This is a genomic window from Lachnospira eligens (assembly GCF_009680455.1).
GTDB classification, from domain to species: Bacteria; Bacillota; Clostridia; order Lachnospirales; family Lachnospiraceae; genus Lachnospira; species Lachnospira eligens_A.
In genome coordinates this window covers 13,446-30,804 of the sequence record NZ_WKRD01000007.1, presented here as the reverse complement: position 1 = coordinate 30,804, position 17,359 = coordinate 13,446, and the positions used below count along the sequence as shown (strand labels likewise).

Annotated in this window: 14 protein-coding genes; 2 read left to right on the top strand and 12 right to left on the bottom strand. The window is 37.1% G+C overall.

Features of this window, described 5'->3' with window-relative positions; translation table 11 throughout:
• Positions 1-25: 25 nt before the first annotated feature.
• The 3 genes from garR to GKE48_RS09745 form a co-directional block, all read right to left on the bottom strand.
• Complete coding sequence (gene garR, locus GKE48_RS09755; RefSeq protein WP_118265941.1) at positions 26-901, bottom strand: 2-hydroxy-3-oxopropionate reductase; 876 nt, start codon at positions 899-901, stop codon at positions 26-28.
• A gap of 125 nt (positions 902-1,026) precedes the next feature.
• Complete coding sequence (locus GKE48_RS09750; RefSeq protein ID WP_022097675.1) at positions 1,027-2,418, bottom strand: GntP family permease; 1,392 nt, start codon at positions 2,416-2,418, stop codon at positions 1,027-1,029.
• 120 nt (positions 2,419-2,538) lie between these two features.
• Positions 2,539-3,711 (bottom strand): CdaR family transcriptional regulator, encoded by a 1,173-nt coding sequence (locus GKE48_RS09745; protein WP_012739496.1) that lies wholly within the window; start codon positions 3,709-3,711, stop codon positions 2,539-2,541.
• Between the two features lie 177 nt (positions 3,712-3,888).
• Between GKE48_RS09745 and hcp the strand changes: the two genes are divergently transcribed.
• Positions 3,889-5,562, top strand: a complete 1,674-nt coding sequence (gene hcp / locus GKE48_RS09740) for a hydroxylamine reductase (protein WP_154300971.1) — start codon at positions 3,889-3,891, stop codon at positions 5,560-5,562.
• A 58-nt stretch (positions 5,563-5,620) separates the two neighbouring features.
• On the opposite strand, the gene GKE48_RS09735 is transcribed toward hcp, so the two are convergent.
• Positions 5,621-6,880, bottom strand: a complete 1,260-nt coding sequence (locus GKE48_RS09735; protein WP_118149191.1) for a peptidoglycan-binding protein — start codon at positions 6,878-6,880, stop codon at positions 5,621-5,623.
• Between the two features lie 53 nt (positions 6,881-6,933).
• Between GKE48_RS09735 and GKE48_RS09730 the strand changes: the two genes are divergently transcribed.
• Positions 6,934-7,893 carry an N-acetylmuramoyl-L-alanine amidase gene (locus GKE48_RS09730; protein ID WP_154301049.1) on the top strand — a complete coding sequence of 320 codons (960 nt, stop codon included), beginning with the start codon at positions 6,934-6,936 and terminating at the stop codon, positions 7,891-7,893.
• A gap of 86 nt (positions 7,894-7,979) precedes the next feature.
• Here the strand turns inward: GKE48_RS09730 and GKE48_RS09725 are convergent, their stop codons facing one another.
• From GKE48_RS09725 to hflX, 8 genes are all read right to left on the bottom strand, one after another.
• Positions 7,980-8,501 (bottom strand): hypothetical protein, encoded by a 522-nt coding sequence (locus GKE48_RS09725; protein WP_070098659.1) that lies wholly within the window; start codon positions 8,499-8,501, stop codon positions 7,980-7,982.
• Positions 8,502-8,503: 2 nt separating this feature from the next.
• Positions 8,504-9,517 carry an SGNH/GDSL hydrolase family protein gene (locus GKE48_RS09720; RefSeq protein ID WP_154300970.1) on the bottom strand — a complete coding sequence of 338 codons (1,014 nt, stop codon included), beginning with the start codon at positions 9,515-9,517 and terminating at the stop codon, positions 8,504-8,506.
• A 29-nt stretch (positions 9,518-9,546) separates the two neighbouring features.
• The gene (locus GKE48_RS09715; RefSeq protein ID WP_154300969.1) at positions 9,547-11,109 is read right to left on the bottom strand and encodes an MBOAT family O-acyltransferase; all 1,563 of its coding nucleotides are present in this window, start codon (positions 11,107-11,109) and stop codon (positions 9,547-9,549) included.
• A 15-nt stretch (positions 11,110-11,124) separates the two neighbouring features.
• Complete coding sequence (locus GKE48_RS09710) at positions 11,125-12,093, bottom strand: transglutaminase domain-containing protein (protein ID WP_154300968.1); 969 nt, start codon at positions 12,091-12,093, stop codon at positions 11,125-11,127.
• A 164-nt stretch (positions 12,094-12,257) separates the two neighbouring features.
• Positions 12,258-13,793, bottom strand: a complete 1,536-nt coding sequence (locus GKE48_RS09705; RefSeq protein WP_154300967.1) for a flotillin family protein — start codon at positions 13,791-13,793, stop codon at positions 12,258-12,260.
• Positions 13,794-13,840: 47 nt separating this feature from the next.
• Positions 13,841-15,499 carry a zinc ribbon domain-containing protein gene (locus tag GKE48_RS09700; protein WP_154300966.1) on the bottom strand — a complete coding sequence of 553 codons (1,659 nt, stop codon included), beginning with the start codon at positions 15,497-15,499 and terminating at the stop codon, positions 13,841-13,843.
• Between the two features lie 120 nt (positions 15,500-15,619).
• A complete protein-coding gene (locus tag GKE48_RS09695) occupies positions 15,620-16,108 on the bottom strand; it encodes a dihydrofolate reductase (protein WP_119220285.1) in 489 nt (162 codons plus the stop codon).
• Positions 16,109-16,110: 2 nt separating this feature from the next.
• Positions 16,111-17,352, bottom strand: a complete 1,242-nt coding sequence (hflX, locus tag GKE48_RS09690; protein WP_154300965.1) for a GTPase HflX — start codon at positions 17,350-17,352, stop codon at positions 16,111-16,113.
• Between the last annotated feature and the right edge of the window lie 7 nt (positions 17,353-17,359).

Here is a 17,359-nt window from a genome sequence, read left to right as displayed (position 1 = left end):
CATTATAATAACCTGTCAACAACATTTATAATTTTGTGTCTGCCAGTTTTTCATAATAATGTATAATTGCACTGTGGTCGCTGCTTCCATCTCCATTATTATGCAGATACTGCATTATTTCCTGAACCTGTGCCGTCATCGGTACTGGAGCTCCAACACTATGAGCACACTCAAGTGCATTATTCAAATCTTTAATATGTAAATCTACTCTGAATCCTGGTTCAACATTGTCCTCTATCATCATTGGAACTTTGGCATTCATAACAGTAGACCCTGCAAGTCCGCCTTTTATTGCCTCAAATACACATTCAGGGTCTACTCCGGCTTTTTTTGCCAGAATGAAACTTTCAGAAACTGCCTGGATATTACATGCAACAATTATCTGATTGGCAAGTTTTGTTGTATTTCCTGCTCCAAGTTCACCACATCTTGTAACTGATGAACCCATATGTGTAAGAATTTGTTTATACTTATCAAATGTTTTCTCATCTCCACCAACCATAAATGCAACTGTTCCATCTATTGCTTTAGGTTCTCCTCCTGACACAGGTGCATCAAGCATATCAATTCCTTTTTCTTTTAATACATCACCAATATATCTGCTGTCGACAGGATTAATTGAACTCATATCTATAAAACATGTTCCTTTTTTCATATAACCCGCAATACCATTTTCCCCAAGCATTACATCCTTTACCTGAGGACTGTTTGGAAGCATTGTTATAACTACATCACTTTCCATGCCAATCTGTTTTAAATCACCACTTCTCGCACCTGCCTGTACAAGTTCATCGACATTTTCCTTATGATGGTCATTAACAATCAATGTGTATCCAGCTCTGCAAAGATTCTTTGCCATCGGTTTTCCCATTATTCCCAATCCAACAAAGCCTATAACCATATATAATCCTCCTGATATTGTTCTAAATGTATTGTTATTATAACCTTTCTTTTATATAATAATGCGGCCATACTGATAAGTCCATATAGTTCTCATAAGTATAGCCGCATTATGTAACATTTATATTATAAAATTAATGAAAGAATAAATATTTCAACCATTGCTGCAATACCCATTATTAATGTGCACACTGTCTGTGTCTTATATCCCTGTTCAGGATCCATGTCACCAAAATTAGTAACTACCCAGAAGTATGAGTCGTTAGCATGTGATACTGTCATGGCACCAGCGCCTATAGCCATTACACAAAGCACTGTCTTAACAGGTGAAGCAAGTCCAAGCGCACCAAGCAACGGAGCAATTATACCTGCTGTTGTTGTAATTGCAACTGTTGAAGACCCCTGTGCTGTCTTTAATATTGCCGCAAGAAGGAATGGGAAGAATATTCCGACTGCTGAAAGCACTTCTGCATGCTGTGTAATAAATGCAACCATTGAGCTTGAAGATATAACCTTACCTAACACACCACCGGCTGCTGTTACAAAAAGTATAGGGCCAACTGTTTTTAATGTCTCATTGGTAATATTGTAAAAATCGGACATCTTATGTGCCGTTGCAAGCTGGATTACTGCAAATATTGTACCAACAGCAAGAGCAATTATTGGTTTACCAAGGAACTGGCATGCTATGTCAAGTGCGCCGGTCCAGCCAGCCATTGATGAAATTGAACCAAGTGCCATAAGAATGATTGGTACAAGAATTGGAGCTAATGCATTAAATCCATTAGGAAGCTTTCCATACTCTGCAACTAATTCTTCATATGTCTTAGTAACCTCTCCATTGTCTGTTACTTCATCAGCACTCTTTACTCTCTTTCCAATAAACTTAGCATATACAAGACCTGCAATAAGAGGAAATATTGAACATACAACACCAAGTCCCATTACAAGTAAAAGATTATCTCCAACTCCAAGTGTATTAGCAGCTGCTATCGGACCTGGTGTTGGTGGAATAAACACATGAGAAATATAAAGTCCTGCTGAAAGTGCTACTGTCATTGCTACACTTGAAACTGCTGTTCTTTTTACAAGTGCTTTTCTTATTGGATTAAGAATTACAAAACCACTGTCACAGAACACAGGAATTGAAACAACCCAGCCCATAAGCTCTATTGCAAGTTCTGGTCTTTTCTTTCCTACTACCTTAATTACCATATCTGCCAGCTTCAATGCTGCTCCTGTTTTTTCAAGTACCGATCCAATCAATGCACCTAATATAATAACAATACCGATGCTGCTGAATGTACCTGAGAATCCAGCTCCTATAACTGTTGGAATTCCAGACACCTTCGTTCCGTCTGGTTTTACAGTATCAACAAATGGAATCCCTGCCAACATTGCAAGAATAAGTGATACCGCCATAATTGCTAAGAAAGGATGAACCTTAAACTTAGAAATTGCAACTATCATCACAATGATAGCCAAGACAAATGCAATTATCAATGCTACTCCTGTCATAAAAACACCTCATTTCTATTTTATTGTTGTACGGTTTGCACAAACCTTTGTGCTTTGTATGACACAATAATAGCATGTAAAGTTCAATAGCAAAATGTTACACAGCACATAATATCATTTTTATTTTGTATTATGTAACAATAATGGTAAATCATATTTTTCATTAATTAATTCATCAGTAATTATGTATGCTAGATACAACGCTGGACTTTCTGTTGGTTTCCTGACATCAAGTCCTGTTATTTCTTTCAGTTTTGATATTCTGTATTGTAATGTATTCTTATGAATATACAGATTGTCTGCTGCTTTCTGTATTGATCCCTGTGCATTAAAATACGCTTTCAGCAACGCAATATTCTCACATACATCATTATAATCCATATCTTTGAATACCTTCTTTAAATATTCAAGCTTAATCTCTGTTGGTACATTGCTTATTAAAAGTTCAAGGCTAATATCCTCATAGCATATAATCTGTTCATGTTTTTCAGCTGCAGCCGTCCATGCCCTATGTGCTTCAACATAAGCTTCATGCATATCATAGCTTTGGGCTGAATCTATACCAATATTCAGCTCAAACTTATCTTTTTCCCACACATATCCTGCCAGCTCTCCTGCAAATTTAACCACATTTTCCGTATCCATATTATCTATGATTATTATCTGTCTTGAAGCATTCCTGAAATGCATTTTATAATTATTTCTCTTTAAAAATGCATCAACATCATTTTCAAATTTTGCAATCTGAGACTGTCCCTGCTGTGAATCTTTAAGGTTGTCCAACTCATCTATGCTGGCAATAAACACTCTTCTTGGCTTATTAATATCTATTCCCAAAGCCATTCCACGGTCTTCTAAATCAGCATTCTTATATCCTCCATTTATAAGCCATTCTTCATAGAAAGCATTCCTTACACGCTTATTCATAAGCTGTCTATAGTTTGCACGACTCTCCATCAAAAGAATTTCCGTCATCTTTTTTAACAGTTTTCCAGACGTTATAACCTCTTCATATCCACCTGTCATTCCTATCACTCCTACTATTCCGCCATCAAGTTCAAGTGGAAGATTAATTCCTTTTTTTATGCCTTTTGATAAATCATCTTCATCAATATAATATTCCTCAAGATTTTCAGATATAATCTTATATGCACCATAATGAAAATCCCCTATTCTGGATTTATCACGACTTGCAATTATATGTCCTGTCTCATCCATAAGATTAATATTCTGTTTAACAAGTTTTGAAATTTCTTCAACAATCTGAGTTGCAGAATTCTTTGATATATGCATAACACGTATCTCCTTTTTGATAAGGATGTGACGGATTCCGTCACATATTCTTTCTATATAATATTGTACCATACATTTTATATCATTAAATTGTCATATCATACAAATTTATGAATAAATCAGATATTCAGGATTCATAATATTAATTAATAATTATGAATGAAAAAGGAGTATTATATGAGTAATAATATGGATCTTGGATACGATATGTTCTGCTATCAATGTGAACAGACAGCCGGAGGAAAAGGCTGCACTAAACTCGGCGTATGCGGAAAGACGCCAGAAATAGCCAATCTTCAGGATTTGCTTATATATCAGCTGAAAGGTATCAGCTTCTATGCCAGACATATTCTGGATTCAGGACTTAATGTTGACAAATCTGTTGTCAGCTTTATTGAGAATTGTCTTTTTACCACTCTTACCAATGTTAATTTCAATGTAGATGACCATGTCCATCTTCTTAAACAATCCCAGGACATCAAGAATAATCTGAAAAATATAGTAGGAACAACTGATTATATTACCCCATCTGCTGCATACGAACTGCCAGAAACTAAAGCTGATATGCTGCGTGACGCGCCAATGGCAGGTATTATGTACGACAAAACTCTGGATCCTGATATCCGCTCATTAAGACAGACTATTCTTTATGGTCTTAAAGGAATAAGCGCCTACGGTCATCAGGCAAGGGAACTTTCATACTATAGTGATAATGTTGACAATTTCTATATCATTGCACTCGAAGCAATAACAGATAACACCCTGACTGTCGAAGAACTTATCCGTCTGACTCTTAAAACAGGTGATATGGCTATTGAGATAATGAAAAAACTTGATGAAGCAAACACTACCATTTACGGTAATCCATCGCCTCACACAGTTAATGTACACATTAAGAAAGGTCCATTTATAATTGTTTCAGGACATGACCTTAAAGACCTTGAAATGCTTTTAAAACAGACAGAAGGACTTGGCATTAATATATATACCCACGGGGAAATGCTCCCTTCACATGGTTATGAAGGTCTTAAAAAATATAAGCATCTTGCAGGTAATTTTGGCGGTGCATGGCAGGACCAGCAAAAACAGTTTGATAATCTTCCCGGCTGTATCCTTATGACAACCAATTGTCTCATGCGTCCAAGAGACACATATAAAGACCGTATATATTCTACTAATGTTGTAGGCTGGGATGGCATAAAATATATAGAGAAGAAGCCTGACGGTGAAAAAGATTTTTCTGAAATCATAAAACAGTCTCTTGAACTTGGAGGCTTTACCGAAGAGCAGGAAGTAAAAGAAATTCTAGTAGGATTCGGACATGAAGCTGCTCTGTCTCATGCAGGTGAACTTGTTGAAGCGGTAAAATCAAAACAGATACGACATTTTTTCCTGATTGGTGGCTGTGATGGTGCAAGACCTGGCAGAAGTTATTTTACTGATTTTGCCACTATGGTTCCTGATGACTGCATGATTCTCACTCTTGCATGCGGCAAATATCGTTTCAATAAGCTTGATTTCGGCACAATTGCCGGACTTCCAAGGCTTCTTGATATCGGACAGTGTAATGATGTATATTCTGCTATTCTTATTGCCAATGCCCTTGCAGATGCATTTGATACAGATGTCAATGGACTTCCTTTATCTCTTATTGTTTCATGGTATGAGCAGAAGGCTGTTGCAGACCTTCTCGCCCTGTTAAGCCTTGGCATTAAGAATATTTATCTTGGTCCGACACTTCCAGCATTCTTAAGCCCTAATGTATTGCAGTACCTTGTAGACACTTTCCAGTTAAGACTTATAAGCAATCCGGAAGATGACATTAAGACATGTCTTGGACAGGCTGTTTAAATGTTTCTCCTAAAAAGGCTGCCACAAAGTGACAGCCTTACATACCTCATTAACATTCTTATAATTCCGCCAGTCCGGCAAGTGCAACATATTTTTCTGATACTGTAAACCATGTAGGGAAATCTGTTATTCCTGACTGTGGCAGATTGAATATCCGCTGGAATTCCTTAACCGCTGCTGCTGTCTGCTCACCATATATTCCATCAGTACTTAGGACCGGAATAGAACTATAATACTCTCCTATAAGGTTAAGCTGTTCCTGAAGCTGTCTTACCTTCTGTCCTGATGAACCTATATCAAGATTAGTTCCTGGCCATGAATAAGGAATTCCGCTTATCTGTTCTGCCGCATTAATATACACATCCTGACCATAATAATATCTTAATATATCAATCGATGAATAATTCTGATCTCCCAGATACTTGCTTCCCCACTGTGAAAGCCTGTTAGGACATGTCACTCTCTTTCCATCACAATACTGTGTAAGTATTGGCTGCTTTACATTAGGTCTTGATATGTAATTGTCAAATATATCATCTACTACCTGTGATATACTTTCGAACACATTTCTTCCATTAACCCATTTCTGGTCATATGCAGTTGATGAAGTTATTGTAAAATCATAAAATTTGTTTCTGTACCATTCTGTATATACCCGGTTTAATGTAAATGACATAATAGCAAGCACATTTGCCTCAATTGTCTGCCTTGGCCATGTTGAATATATCTCAGAGCTTGCTACATTCTTAATATAATCCTTATAAGTAACATAATAATTATCTGCCTCAGTATCTTTAGGCGGTCCGTCATGTACAACTACAATTTCAGGAACAACAACTCTGTCAAGCACAATTTCACCCGACTGACCCATAGGCTTAATCTCTTCTTCATCAATCTTAGGTGGGTAATCTCCATATAATGTGTTAACAGGTATGACTATATTATTCTGCGAATTATCCCTTGCAGACATCTTTACATTCTGAATACTTAGCTCCCCCGAAAACATATCACTGCCTGATATATTTACATTATCAAATCCTGGCGCACTTACAGCTATGTCATACTCTGAAAATGGCTGCCTGTTCCCTGGTTCCATGCTATATTCAATTGGAGGCGTTCTTAAGTCGTTAAATATACTTATCCCGTCTCCGTCTGTACCACTTTCTCCTATTATATTATCAGGATTTCCTGTATACGACAGTCTTACAGCCGCTCCTTTAATTGGCACATTTTCTTCATTGACAACACTTACCTTCAACCGGCCTTTATCAATATTATTTTCTGGCACTTCAAATGTATGTACATATCCAACGTTCATAATCTGTCCTCTTTCTCATCTTAAGATAAATATATGTGACAGGTACGCTTATTATGTCTTTTGCATACAATAATATGATTAATGTTATCGGAGATATTATGGCTCAATATAAGATAGCTGTAGATGCCGGACACGGCGGTAGCGACTATGGTGCAACATATAATGGCAGAGCTGAGAAAGATGACAACTTAAAGCTCGCTCTTGCCGTAGGTGATATATTAGAAAAAAATGGTATTGACGTTGTGTACACCCGTACTACTGATGAATATGAGACACCTTTTAAAAAAGCGACTGATGCCAATGATGCTAAGGCTGATTATTTTGTTTCAATCCACAGAAATTCATCCCCTACGCCTAACCAGTACACAGGCGTGGAAACTCTTGTTTACAATAATTCCGGTATTAAATCACAGATGGCTGCCAATATCAATTCTGAGCTGGAAAAGGCTGGCTTTAAAAATCTTGGAATTACCGAACGTCCTAACCTTGTTGTACTCAAACGGACAAAAATGCCTGCCGTACTTGTAGAAGCCGGCTTTATTAACAACGATAAAGATAATGAAACATTTGATAAGAACTTTAACCAGATTGCAAATGGAATCGCAGATGGTATTCTTAAGACCCTTGGAATTAAACCAAAGACAAATAATACTACTGCACAGGCTGCTTCAGGTGAAGTCCCATCAGTGAAATCAGATTCTGCCAAATCCGCTGAAATTATGCCTGCAGCATGCGAAAAAAAGCCTGCACCTCCTGCTAAACCAGCATGTAACTGTGATGATGACCTCTCTCCTGAGCCACTTTATCGTGTTCAGGTTGGTGCCTACCGCAATAAAAATAATGCAGACCGCATGCTTAATTCCCTGCTTATTGAAGGATTCCCAGCTTTTATCATATATGAGAATGACTATTATAAAGTTCAGGTTGGTGCTTTCAGACAGCTTTCAAACGCCATTAAAATGGAGCAGAAGCTGCGTAAATTCCGATACAACACATATATTGTATACTCATAAATATACGCTGATAGTCATACAACAATTAATCCCGCCAGACTGTCTGTAAACCAGTCTGACGGGATTAATTGCTATGTTCCATTGAATTATTTAACACTGTATATTATGCTCTGTACTTCATCATCCTTCATAACGAACGAAAGTCTTGTGTTACCTGATTCATACAGAAGCTGTCCGTCAGCTTCTGTATAATCACTTCCATATGCTGATAAAACCTTATCTTTCTTATCGCCAATACGGACACCTTCTTTAGTCTTAACAGCATCATCCATAAGTGTTATAGAATAAAGCTTATCATTTCCGTCCTTCTGATATCCCTGTAGAGTTACGCTATCATAGTAATAGAATTTGTCCATTCCTTCAAATGCACAGCTTTTAGCCTCATAGTAACCACCAGAAGGTTCTCCAAGCTTAGATGTATATTCTGTAAGATCGCCATCTGTCTTTAACTCTATGCCTTTTAATTCAAATGAATACTTACTTTCCGTCTGCTGTGATGCAACTGGCTTTTCCTGACTATTATCTGGCAGTGTTGATGCACTTCCACATGCTGCCATCATAACTCCTGCTGCAAGTACTGCTGCTAACATTAAACTCTTCTTTCTCATAATCAATCTCCCTGTTTCTCTTCGTAATATTTATTAACTATTGTCTGCCATGCATTCTTATATGATTCATCCTGTCTATGGTCAGTAAGCCTGAAATTCTTAACAAGCTGTTCCCCAAGATATAACGACAGCTTCTCAGCTCCTTCCACATTAAGATGCTGTCCATAGTCAAATGTATCAGTAGTATAGTCTATACCTATATTTCCAGCCTCATTAATTGTATTAAGATATAGTATTCCATGCTCATACGCATAATCACTAACCTGCTTATCCCACTCATCATACCAGTGAGGATATACACTCGGTGCTTTCATAAGAACAAGATTAATACCATTATCTTTACAAAGTGAATATATCTTATCAAGATATTCCATATTCCTGTCACTGAATGTATAATTAGCAAGTGGTGCAGCTTTTGGTATGGTCTTAACTGGTCTTACACCTTTCTGCATAAGATAACCGTTAGTCGTAACAGATGGTGTTTTCCACATATATCTGAAATCCTCTGATGACAATTCACTCCATCTTGAGTGATATCTAAGCAGTGGGAATATATAGCTGGCCATATTCTCTTCTTCTGTCATTGACTCCTTTATAGAAGCTATCTTATACTTTGAAAGCTTCATGCCATCCAGTGTCATTCTGTTATAAGCCTCGTTTTTGGCATCACTTTCTGTCATTGCAAGTACATTTACAATAACAACCTGCGGTTTCTCATACTTTAGTGTATCCTCTAAAAGATAATACGACTGCCATATAAGCTGTTCCGCACTTCCACGGATATAACTTGATATTCCGTAATTCTCCCACATTGTAACAGGGGATATATTCTCATACACTTCACAGTCACCAAGAATAAGCACATCATGATTCTTTTCACTGTTATAATATTCCTTAATCATTGCACCTTCTTTAATATCTGATGCATATTTAGGAACTAACAGACACTGTAAAAGATACAGACATACTATCGGTATTATGACAACTGCAATACCTGTACATATCTTCTTTCTCAAAACTATCTCCATTCCTTAGAAAATGTTTTCTAAAACTGATTATATATAAACTGACTTGACTCGTATCCGGTTCCATAGATTCCAAATACAGCTATAAGCAGAAAAATCACAAGAAAAACTGTATATCTTATAATATAATTCTTCTTTGCTAACCGGTCTCTTACCGGACATTTTCTCTCAAGCAGGCTTACCGCAAACATTATAACCACGCCTGCAAAAATAACTATATAATCAGCTGCTGATAATCCTATACTCCACATTCCCTTAGTAAACACAGCCGCATAATTGACACTGGTAAACATCGAGAAAAACATACGGAATGCCTCTGCAATATCTCTGTAATAATCAAGCATCTGCAGGCAGCATACTATAGCAGTAGTTCTTATTATCTCAAATACTTTGTAATATTTTAACTTTCTATAACCTAACCTGTTATCTGCCTTCTCATATAGTGGCTTAAGTTCCTGTGAAACAAGCATAATTATGCTGTTCAAAAGTCCCCAAACTACGAAATTCCAGCTTGCACCATGCCATATACCTGTCACAAACCACACAGTAAGACTTGAAAAATACACTGGAAATCTTGAACCTACTGGCTTTCCAACGTGCTTCTTAAGCCACCTTGATACCTTATTCATCCATTTAGACATTGATAACGGATAGAAAAGATAATCCTTAAACCATGCACACAACGTAATATGCCATCTTCTCCAGTATTCTGCTATACTCTTTGAAAAGAATGGTCTTCTGAAATTCTCCGGAAGAGTAATACCAAACATCTGTGCAACACCAATTGTAATATCTATACCACCTGTGAAATCTGCATACAGATCAATTGCGTACAGCAGCATTCCTACAAATGCATATGCACCATAATACACCGAAACATCCGACTGTATTGTGGCAAGTCCAATGGCTGCCCTGTCTGCAATTACCATCTTCTTAAAATATCCCCACAGAATTCTCTCAAAACCATATTGTATATTAATCCATGAGAAAGCATGGCTTTCAAGCAGACTTTTCTTCAGATCATTCCACCTGCTTATAGGTCCCTGTACCAGCTGTGGGAAAAAGGACACAAACAATGCATATCTGAATGGATTCTTCTCTGCATCTGCAACACCGCGATACACATCAATCATGTATCCAGTAGACTGGAATGTATAAAATGATATTCCCATCGGAAGTACAAAATCAACCGTATTAAATGTTGTAAATGTGACTATAAACATATTGGTGTATTTAAGTACAGCAAGTATTCCAAAATTAATAAACAGAACAATAGTAAGAAACATTTTCTGTTTTCTTAAAGAAATGTTCTTAAGCTTTTTCTTTTCATCTCTGGATATATCACCTTTATGTTCTTCTATGAAGCGTACAGACCTATCTTTCTCCCTGCATATAAGCCTTGCACCTGCATACGTCGTTATGATAGTTGTTACTATGAATATTATTCCGCTTAATCCGGCATACACATAGAATAACATATTCATACATAACAGTACTATCCACTGAATACGTTTAGGCGCAACATAATATAAAATAAGTGCAATCAGAACAAATAAAATAAACTGATAAGATGTAAATAACATTTATCTTACTCCTCCCTAATATGAAAACTCTTCTGAAGGAGTTGCCGGATACGCAGACATATCTCTTCTATATATTGAATTTCCTCTGTTAATATAATCCTGCACCTGTGAATCTGTCAGCATAAAGCATTCAAATCCATCATACATTCTAGTTGAATCAAAATGATACCAGCCTGTTCCAAGATTACATAAAAGCCAGCTATGATCTCCAGACCTTGCACCCTGATTATCAACCCATATACACTCTGCCCCTATTCCATCCAGGAGTGCTCTGTCAACAGAAGCATATGTGAAACAGTCACCAGCCACATATCCATTCTTCTTAATCTCTTTTAATGCCTCAAATGCTTCATCCTGCCATTCTGAACTTTTCGTATAGCTGTTGCCTGTATATCCAATCTTAGCATGTGCATACTTATATATTGCCCTTGCTTTCTGACCTTTAGACATAGAACTGTCTGTAATATCCTGAAGAACTGCAGCTACAACTTCATCAAGAGTTGAATAACTGCTGTTTACTTTAACTTCCTGGGTCTCCTCTTCAATAAAAGTAAATGTCACTTCTTCTATAGTCTCATTACCATCTGAATCTACTGCTTTATAATAAACAATATAACTTCCCGGCTGTGAAGTATTAACCTGTGATTTATCAACCTCAACATCAATCTCCTGCCCTGAGAAATCTGTTGCATATACATCTGTCATATATGAAACTTTGCTGCCTATATAATATGTCTTATCTGATATACCATGAATTACCGGTGGCTCAACATGAATATCTGACGGCTGGTCATTCACATCTGTCTCACTGAACTCTTCTGACTGATTATTTCCTTCTGTCTTAGTACTTCCTTCTGTCTTAATACTTCCTTCTGAAATATTATTCTTGTTGTTACATCCTGTCATTGCTGCAGATAACATAACTGTAACACTTATCAATCCATATACAAGAACTCTTCCTGCAAAATATCTTTGTTTAATCATTGTTCACATGCACTTGTATAATTCAAATGCTATTCTCCTTCAATTCGAATTATAAAATTATAACTCACTACAATTTATATTGTCAACTTGTAAAACCGGCTCTTACTGTAAAAATGCTGATACCAGCATATACATTTTACATTTAGATTCTTAATTAATCAGTATTATTCTGTTTTACCATCAGTTTCAGGCTCTTTAGCTGCTGCACTCATCTCTTCTGGAAGACCTGTGAAATTAACGTTCTTAGTAGTCTTTGCATCATATGTATTAGCCTTCATGACTTCTGTCAGGTCAAAACCTGTAGTTTCCTTGATACTCTCAATTGTCTTAGCAAGAACTGACAGTACATTACCACTGAAAGTTCCTACTCCGTTCTCACCTGAACCTCCATCAATAATAGTAACCTTATCAATGCTTTCAAGAGGCTTTGCAATTGCTTCTGCCATCTGTGGAAGGACTTTAATAATCATCTCTGTCATAGCAGCTTTACCATACTTAGCCATTGCCTCTGCTTTCTTTTCCATAGCCTCAGCCTCAGCAAGACCTCTTGCCTTAATACTTTCTGCATCTGCAAGACCTTTTGCCTTAATGCTTTCTGCTTCAGCAATTCCCTGTGCCTTAACAGCCTCAGCTTCCTGCTCTTTTGCAAATCTGTCTGCTTCTGCCTGTGCCTTCTTAGCCTCTGCCTGTTTCTGAATTTCGAACTGTTTTGCTTCTGCTTCCTTCTGTCTCTGGTAAAGCTGTGCATCAGCCTTCTGCTGTGTTGCGTATTTCTCTGCTTCTGCCTGCTTACGTATATCTGCATCAAGTGTTTTTTCCTTAACAGCAATCTCTTTCTCTCTTAACTCAATCTCTTTCTCCTGCTTTGCAATATTAGCATTCGCAGTTGTAATTTCGATTGTTTTTCTCTGTTCCTGCTGCTGGATTTCGTATGCAGCATCAGCCTCAGCTTTCTTAACATCTGCTGATCTCTTTAATTCCTGTTTCTTAATCTCAAGTTCGTTATTTCTTTCTGCAATAGCAGTCTCAGCTTCGATTCTTGCATCATTTGCCTGCTTTGTTGCATTAGCCTTGGCAACTGCAATATCCCTTTCTGATTCTGCTCTTGATATCTGTGCTGATTTACTGATACTTACAACCCTGTCAATACCAAGGTTCTCAATAACATTTCCCTCATCAGTAACATTCTGGACATTAAAGCTTACTATTTCAAGACCCATTCTTGCCATATCCGGAGCAGCATTTTCCTGTACCTTCTCAGCAAACATCTTTCTGTCCTGAACAATATCTTCCAGCCTCATCTGTCCTATAATCTCACGAACATTACCCTCTAATACATCTCCTACTGAGTTTCTGATATAATCTTCGTTCTTGTTAAGGAAGTTGCTTGCTGCTTTCTCAAGCATTTCCTTAGAAGAACCAACCTTAATCTTTACAGCAGAATCAATATTGACATTAATATATTCATTGGTTGGAACTGATTCCTTTGTCTTGACATCAACAGAAATCATCTTGAGTTCAAGTTTATCAACTCTCTGTAAGAATGGAATTCTTAATGCTGACTTACCAATAACAAATTTAGGATTCTTTCTAAGACCTGAAACAATCAGTGCCCTGTCTGTTGGTGCTTTAATATAACTTGCAAGAATAAAAACGATAAATAAAATCACAACTACCCCAATAATAATTGCCAATTCCATATTATATACCCTCATCTTTCTAATTACTCATTAGTTAATAACTGCCATTAAAACCCAAGTCTTGCACTACCAGAAGAACTCTTTCCATTAAACAATTCATTATATAGATTATCACTGAACACATTAGATAAAACATTTAAATTCTTCATAAGCTCATATGCCAGTGTTGTGCTCTGTGTATCAGTAAGATTAGCAAGATTATAAGCTCCCGAATAATCTGATGCAGAATATTTTAACTTGCTGAATTCCTTCTGTGTAGCTTCACCTGAAAGCTTCATATCTATATTGCTGCCATCAATATTACTATTCACATAAAGATTATCAATCTTTACCGTTGTTCCTGATGCACTGAGCTCTGCTCCTGCTTTGATATACTCTTTATTCTGAGTCATCTCTAATGCCAGTGCAGCCTTATTATCCTGTGTCCTTACTGTATACTTCATATTAATATCATCAACATCTGCTTCGATAACAACATATTCAAATGGATTGTCATTGCCAAGAAATGACATTGCAATAAATCCTTTTTCGCTTGTGTTATAATCTGCCGCATCAATTGCAAGCCTTACAATCTCATCCTTCTTATTAACATACATTGATATTGTAACTGGCTGCATATCACTTAATGAACTCTCAATACTGCTCTTGATAGTTGTCTGTGAAACACCTGCCATTGTAAGAAGTGTCATATAAGAAGAAAGATCTTTACTTGCATATAATTCATCAATGACTGTTTCGCATGCCTTAATAACAGCATCCTTAGTTATTGTTATGCTATATTCAGAAACCTTGATGTCTCCGTTATCAGAATTATATGTAAGCTTATCGCCCTTCTTGTATTCACATTCTTCTGCAAATGTGTTAATACCTTTAACTACACATTTAACTGCAGCATTAACAGGTTCTCTGTACAATTCAATATTGCTTGTATCAATTGATGAGAAATACTTTGAAATACTGCCCATACTTCCATAAGAAAAGCCTGAATCAATTTCATCCTCTAGCTGTGCCAGTGAAATCACGAATGACTCTGAGAACAACTCAGGAACTTTGAAATACATGTTATTACCATCTGAATAAAATGTAGCTGTAAGTGCTGTAGCTGAACCATTCTGTAACTTAATCTCTCCTGCCATCTTCTCTGTAGAAGCATCCATCTGAATATCATATGTAACTGTATCAGCCTTTATATAATCTGAATACTTCTCGCCATCAATTGTGGCAGTATCAATCTTTAATGTACCTGTTATCTGACTCTTATCTGATACAGATGTAAATGACATATTATCAAACGCACTGCTTGCTGTATTCTCAAGACCTGTTCCAAGCTTCTTGATAGCTGCTTTTGCATGCTTATCTGGTGATAACACATTAGGAAGTACTACAAATCCAATTACTGCTGCCGCTGCCGCAATAACTGCTATTATAGCAACAACAATTGGCCATTTCTTCTTTTTCTTCCTAGGCTGTGGCTGCATAGGAGGTGCTTCCTGATATCTTGGTACGTCTGCATTCACTGGAGGAACTGCCCCTGACTGTGGCTGAGTTCCAAACTGCTGCTGTACAACCGGCTCACTCTGTACCGTCTGTACAACCGGTTCGTTCTGTACAGGTGTTTCCTGTACTGGCTGTGGATTTAAAGGATTTCCACACTTTGGACAAAACTTAGCTGTCCCTGCATTATATCCGCATTTTGTGCAAAACATAACATTTCTCCCCTCTCTTGTTTTTTTATTATAGTATCAAATAAAATGTATATTTTCAATGAAAAAAATATGCAAGAAACTTTTCTATCATATCCGTTTCTGCACGATTCAAATCATAATTTACATTTTACAGTACTTTTTAAATTCGTAACACAAATCAAAGTATGTATGTTCCTCACTCATCTGTGTAACTTTCCATTCTGGTATCTTATCCAGATTAGGAAAATGTGCATCTGCATCATATTTATAATCAACACTCGTTATATGTGCCACATCGCAATATGGAAGAAACTGTTCAAATACAGATTCTCCGCCAATTACATATACATCCTCTGACTTATATGATGCAACCTTTTCAAGTGCCTCTTCTACTGAATGTACTACAACAACTCCGTCCTTCTTATATGACAAATCATTAGTAAGAATAACATTATATCTGTCTATAAGTGCTGTTCTGTCTGTAATCTGTTCATAAGTCTTTCTTCCCATTATTGCAGCTTTTCCTGCTGTTTCCATTCGGAAAAGCTTAATATCTTCTGGAATATTAACAAGAAGATGTCCCTGTTTCCCTATTGCCCAGTTCTTATCTACTGTTGCTATCAGATTCATAATTACAACTTCCCTTCTATCTCCTTAGGAACATAGGCAAGCACCTTGATTCCATCTTCTGTGTACTCTTCACTTTCAAGCTGTCCAAACTGTCTTATAAGCTGTATCTTGCCTGCTTCACTGTAAGGAAATACTCTTTCAATTCTTATTCTGCTCTTAAGAATAATTTCCTGTATGCACTCTTTAAATGCATCAAGGCCATTGCCTCTTATGGCAGATATATTGTATGTGTAGTCTGCGTGTAAATCTTTAGCTGCTGGTTTCTCCGGTAAAACATCACATTTATTAAATAATGTAATAACAGGCTTTCCTTCAACACCTAACTGCTTTAGTGTTGCATATACTGTTGACATCTGCTGTTCATAGTCCGGGTTGGATACATCAACAACATGCACTATAATGTCTGCATACTTTGCCTCTTCAAGAGTACTTTTGAATGCTTCAATAAGATTATGTGGAAGCTTTCTTATAAATCCGACTGTATCAGTAAGCAACACTTTCTCTCCATTAGGAAGTTCCATACTTCTTGTTGTAGGGTCAAGTGTTGCAAAAAGCTTGTCCTCCGACAACACACCTGCATCAGTAAGCTTGTTAAGAAGCGTTGATTTGCCAGCATTGGTATATCCAACTATAGCCGCAACAGGTGTTGAGGTCTTAGCTCTTTTGCTTCTCTGGACATCTCTGTGCTCCTTCATATCCTTAAGGTCTGCTGAGAGCTTTGATATTCTGTCCCTTATAAGTCGTCTGTCTGTCTCAATCTTTTTCTCACCGGGACCTCTTGTTCCTATTCCGCCACCAAGTCTTGACATTGATGTTCCGAAGCCTGCAAGTCTTATTGAACGGTACTTTAACTGTGCCATCTCAACCTGAATCTTACCTTCACTTGATGTAGCTCTTGCCGCAAATATGTCAAGAATAACCATTGTTCTGTCCATGACTTTAACGTCAAGTTCATCCTCAAGATTCTTAAACTGGGCAGGACTTAATTCGTCATCACATATAATTCCCGTAGCATCAAGCTCGTCAATCATAAGTCTTAATTCTTCAATCTTTCCCTTGCCAATATATGTTGCAGGGTGAAAATTATCTCTTGTCTGAATCATCCTTCCAACTGTCTGTGCGCCCGCTGTCTTGGCAAGCTCTCTAAGCTCATCCAGGGAGCGTTCTGTATCATCATCTGTATCAAATGCTACTCCAACCAGAATAACTTTCTCGATAATCTCATCTGTTTCATAAACTGCCATATATATA

Coding starts and splice junctions, on each gene's coding strand:
- garR (WP_118265941.1), bottom strand. CDS start 901: ATGGTTATAGGCTTTGTTGGATTGGGAATAATGGGAAAACCGATGGCA.
- GKE48_RS09750 (WP_022097675.1), bottom strand. CDS start 2,418: ATGACAGGAGTAGCATTGATAATTGCATTTGTCTTGGCTATCATTGTG.
- GKE48_RS09745 (WP_012739496.1), bottom strand. CDS start 3,711: ATGCATATATCAAAGAATTCTGCAACTCAGATTGTTGAAGAAATTTCA.
- hcp (WP_154300971.1), top strand. CDS start 3,889: ATGAGTAATAATATGGATCTTGGATACGATATGTTCTGCTATCAATGT.
- GKE48_RS09735 (WP_118149191.1), bottom strand. CDS start 6,880: ATGAACGTTGGATATGTACATACATTTGAAGTGCCAGAAAATAATATT.
- GKE48_RS09730 (WP_154301049.1), top strand. CDS start 6,934: ATGTCTTTTGCATACAATAATATGATTAATGTTATCGGAGATATTATG.
- GKE48_RS09725 (WP_070098659.1), bottom strand. CDS start 8,501: ATGAGAAAGAAGAGTTTAATGTTAGCAGCAGTACTTGCAGCAGGAGTT.
- GKE48_RS09715 (WP_154300969.1), bottom strand. CDS start 11,109: ATGTTATTTACATCTTATCAGTTTATTTTATTTGTTCTGATTGCACTT.
- GKE48_RS09710 (WP_154300968.1), bottom strand. CDS start 12,093: ATGATTAAACAAAGATATTTTGCAGGAAGAGTTCTTGTATATGGATTG.
- GKE48_RS09705 (WP_154300967.1), bottom strand. CDS start 13,793: ATGGAATTGGCAATTATTATTGGGGTAGTTGTGATTTTATTTATCGTT.
- GKE48_RS09700 (WP_154300966.1), bottom strand. CDS start 15,499: ATGTTTTGCACAAAATGCGGATATAATGCAGGGACAGCTAAGTTTTGT.
- GKE48_RS09695 (WP_119220285.1), bottom strand. CDS start 16,108: ATGAATCTGATAGCAACAGTAGATAAGAACTGGGCAATAGGGAAACAG.
- hflX (WP_154300965.1), bottom strand. CDS start 17,352: ATGGCAGTTTATGAAACAGATGAGATTATCGAGAAAGTTATTCTGGTT.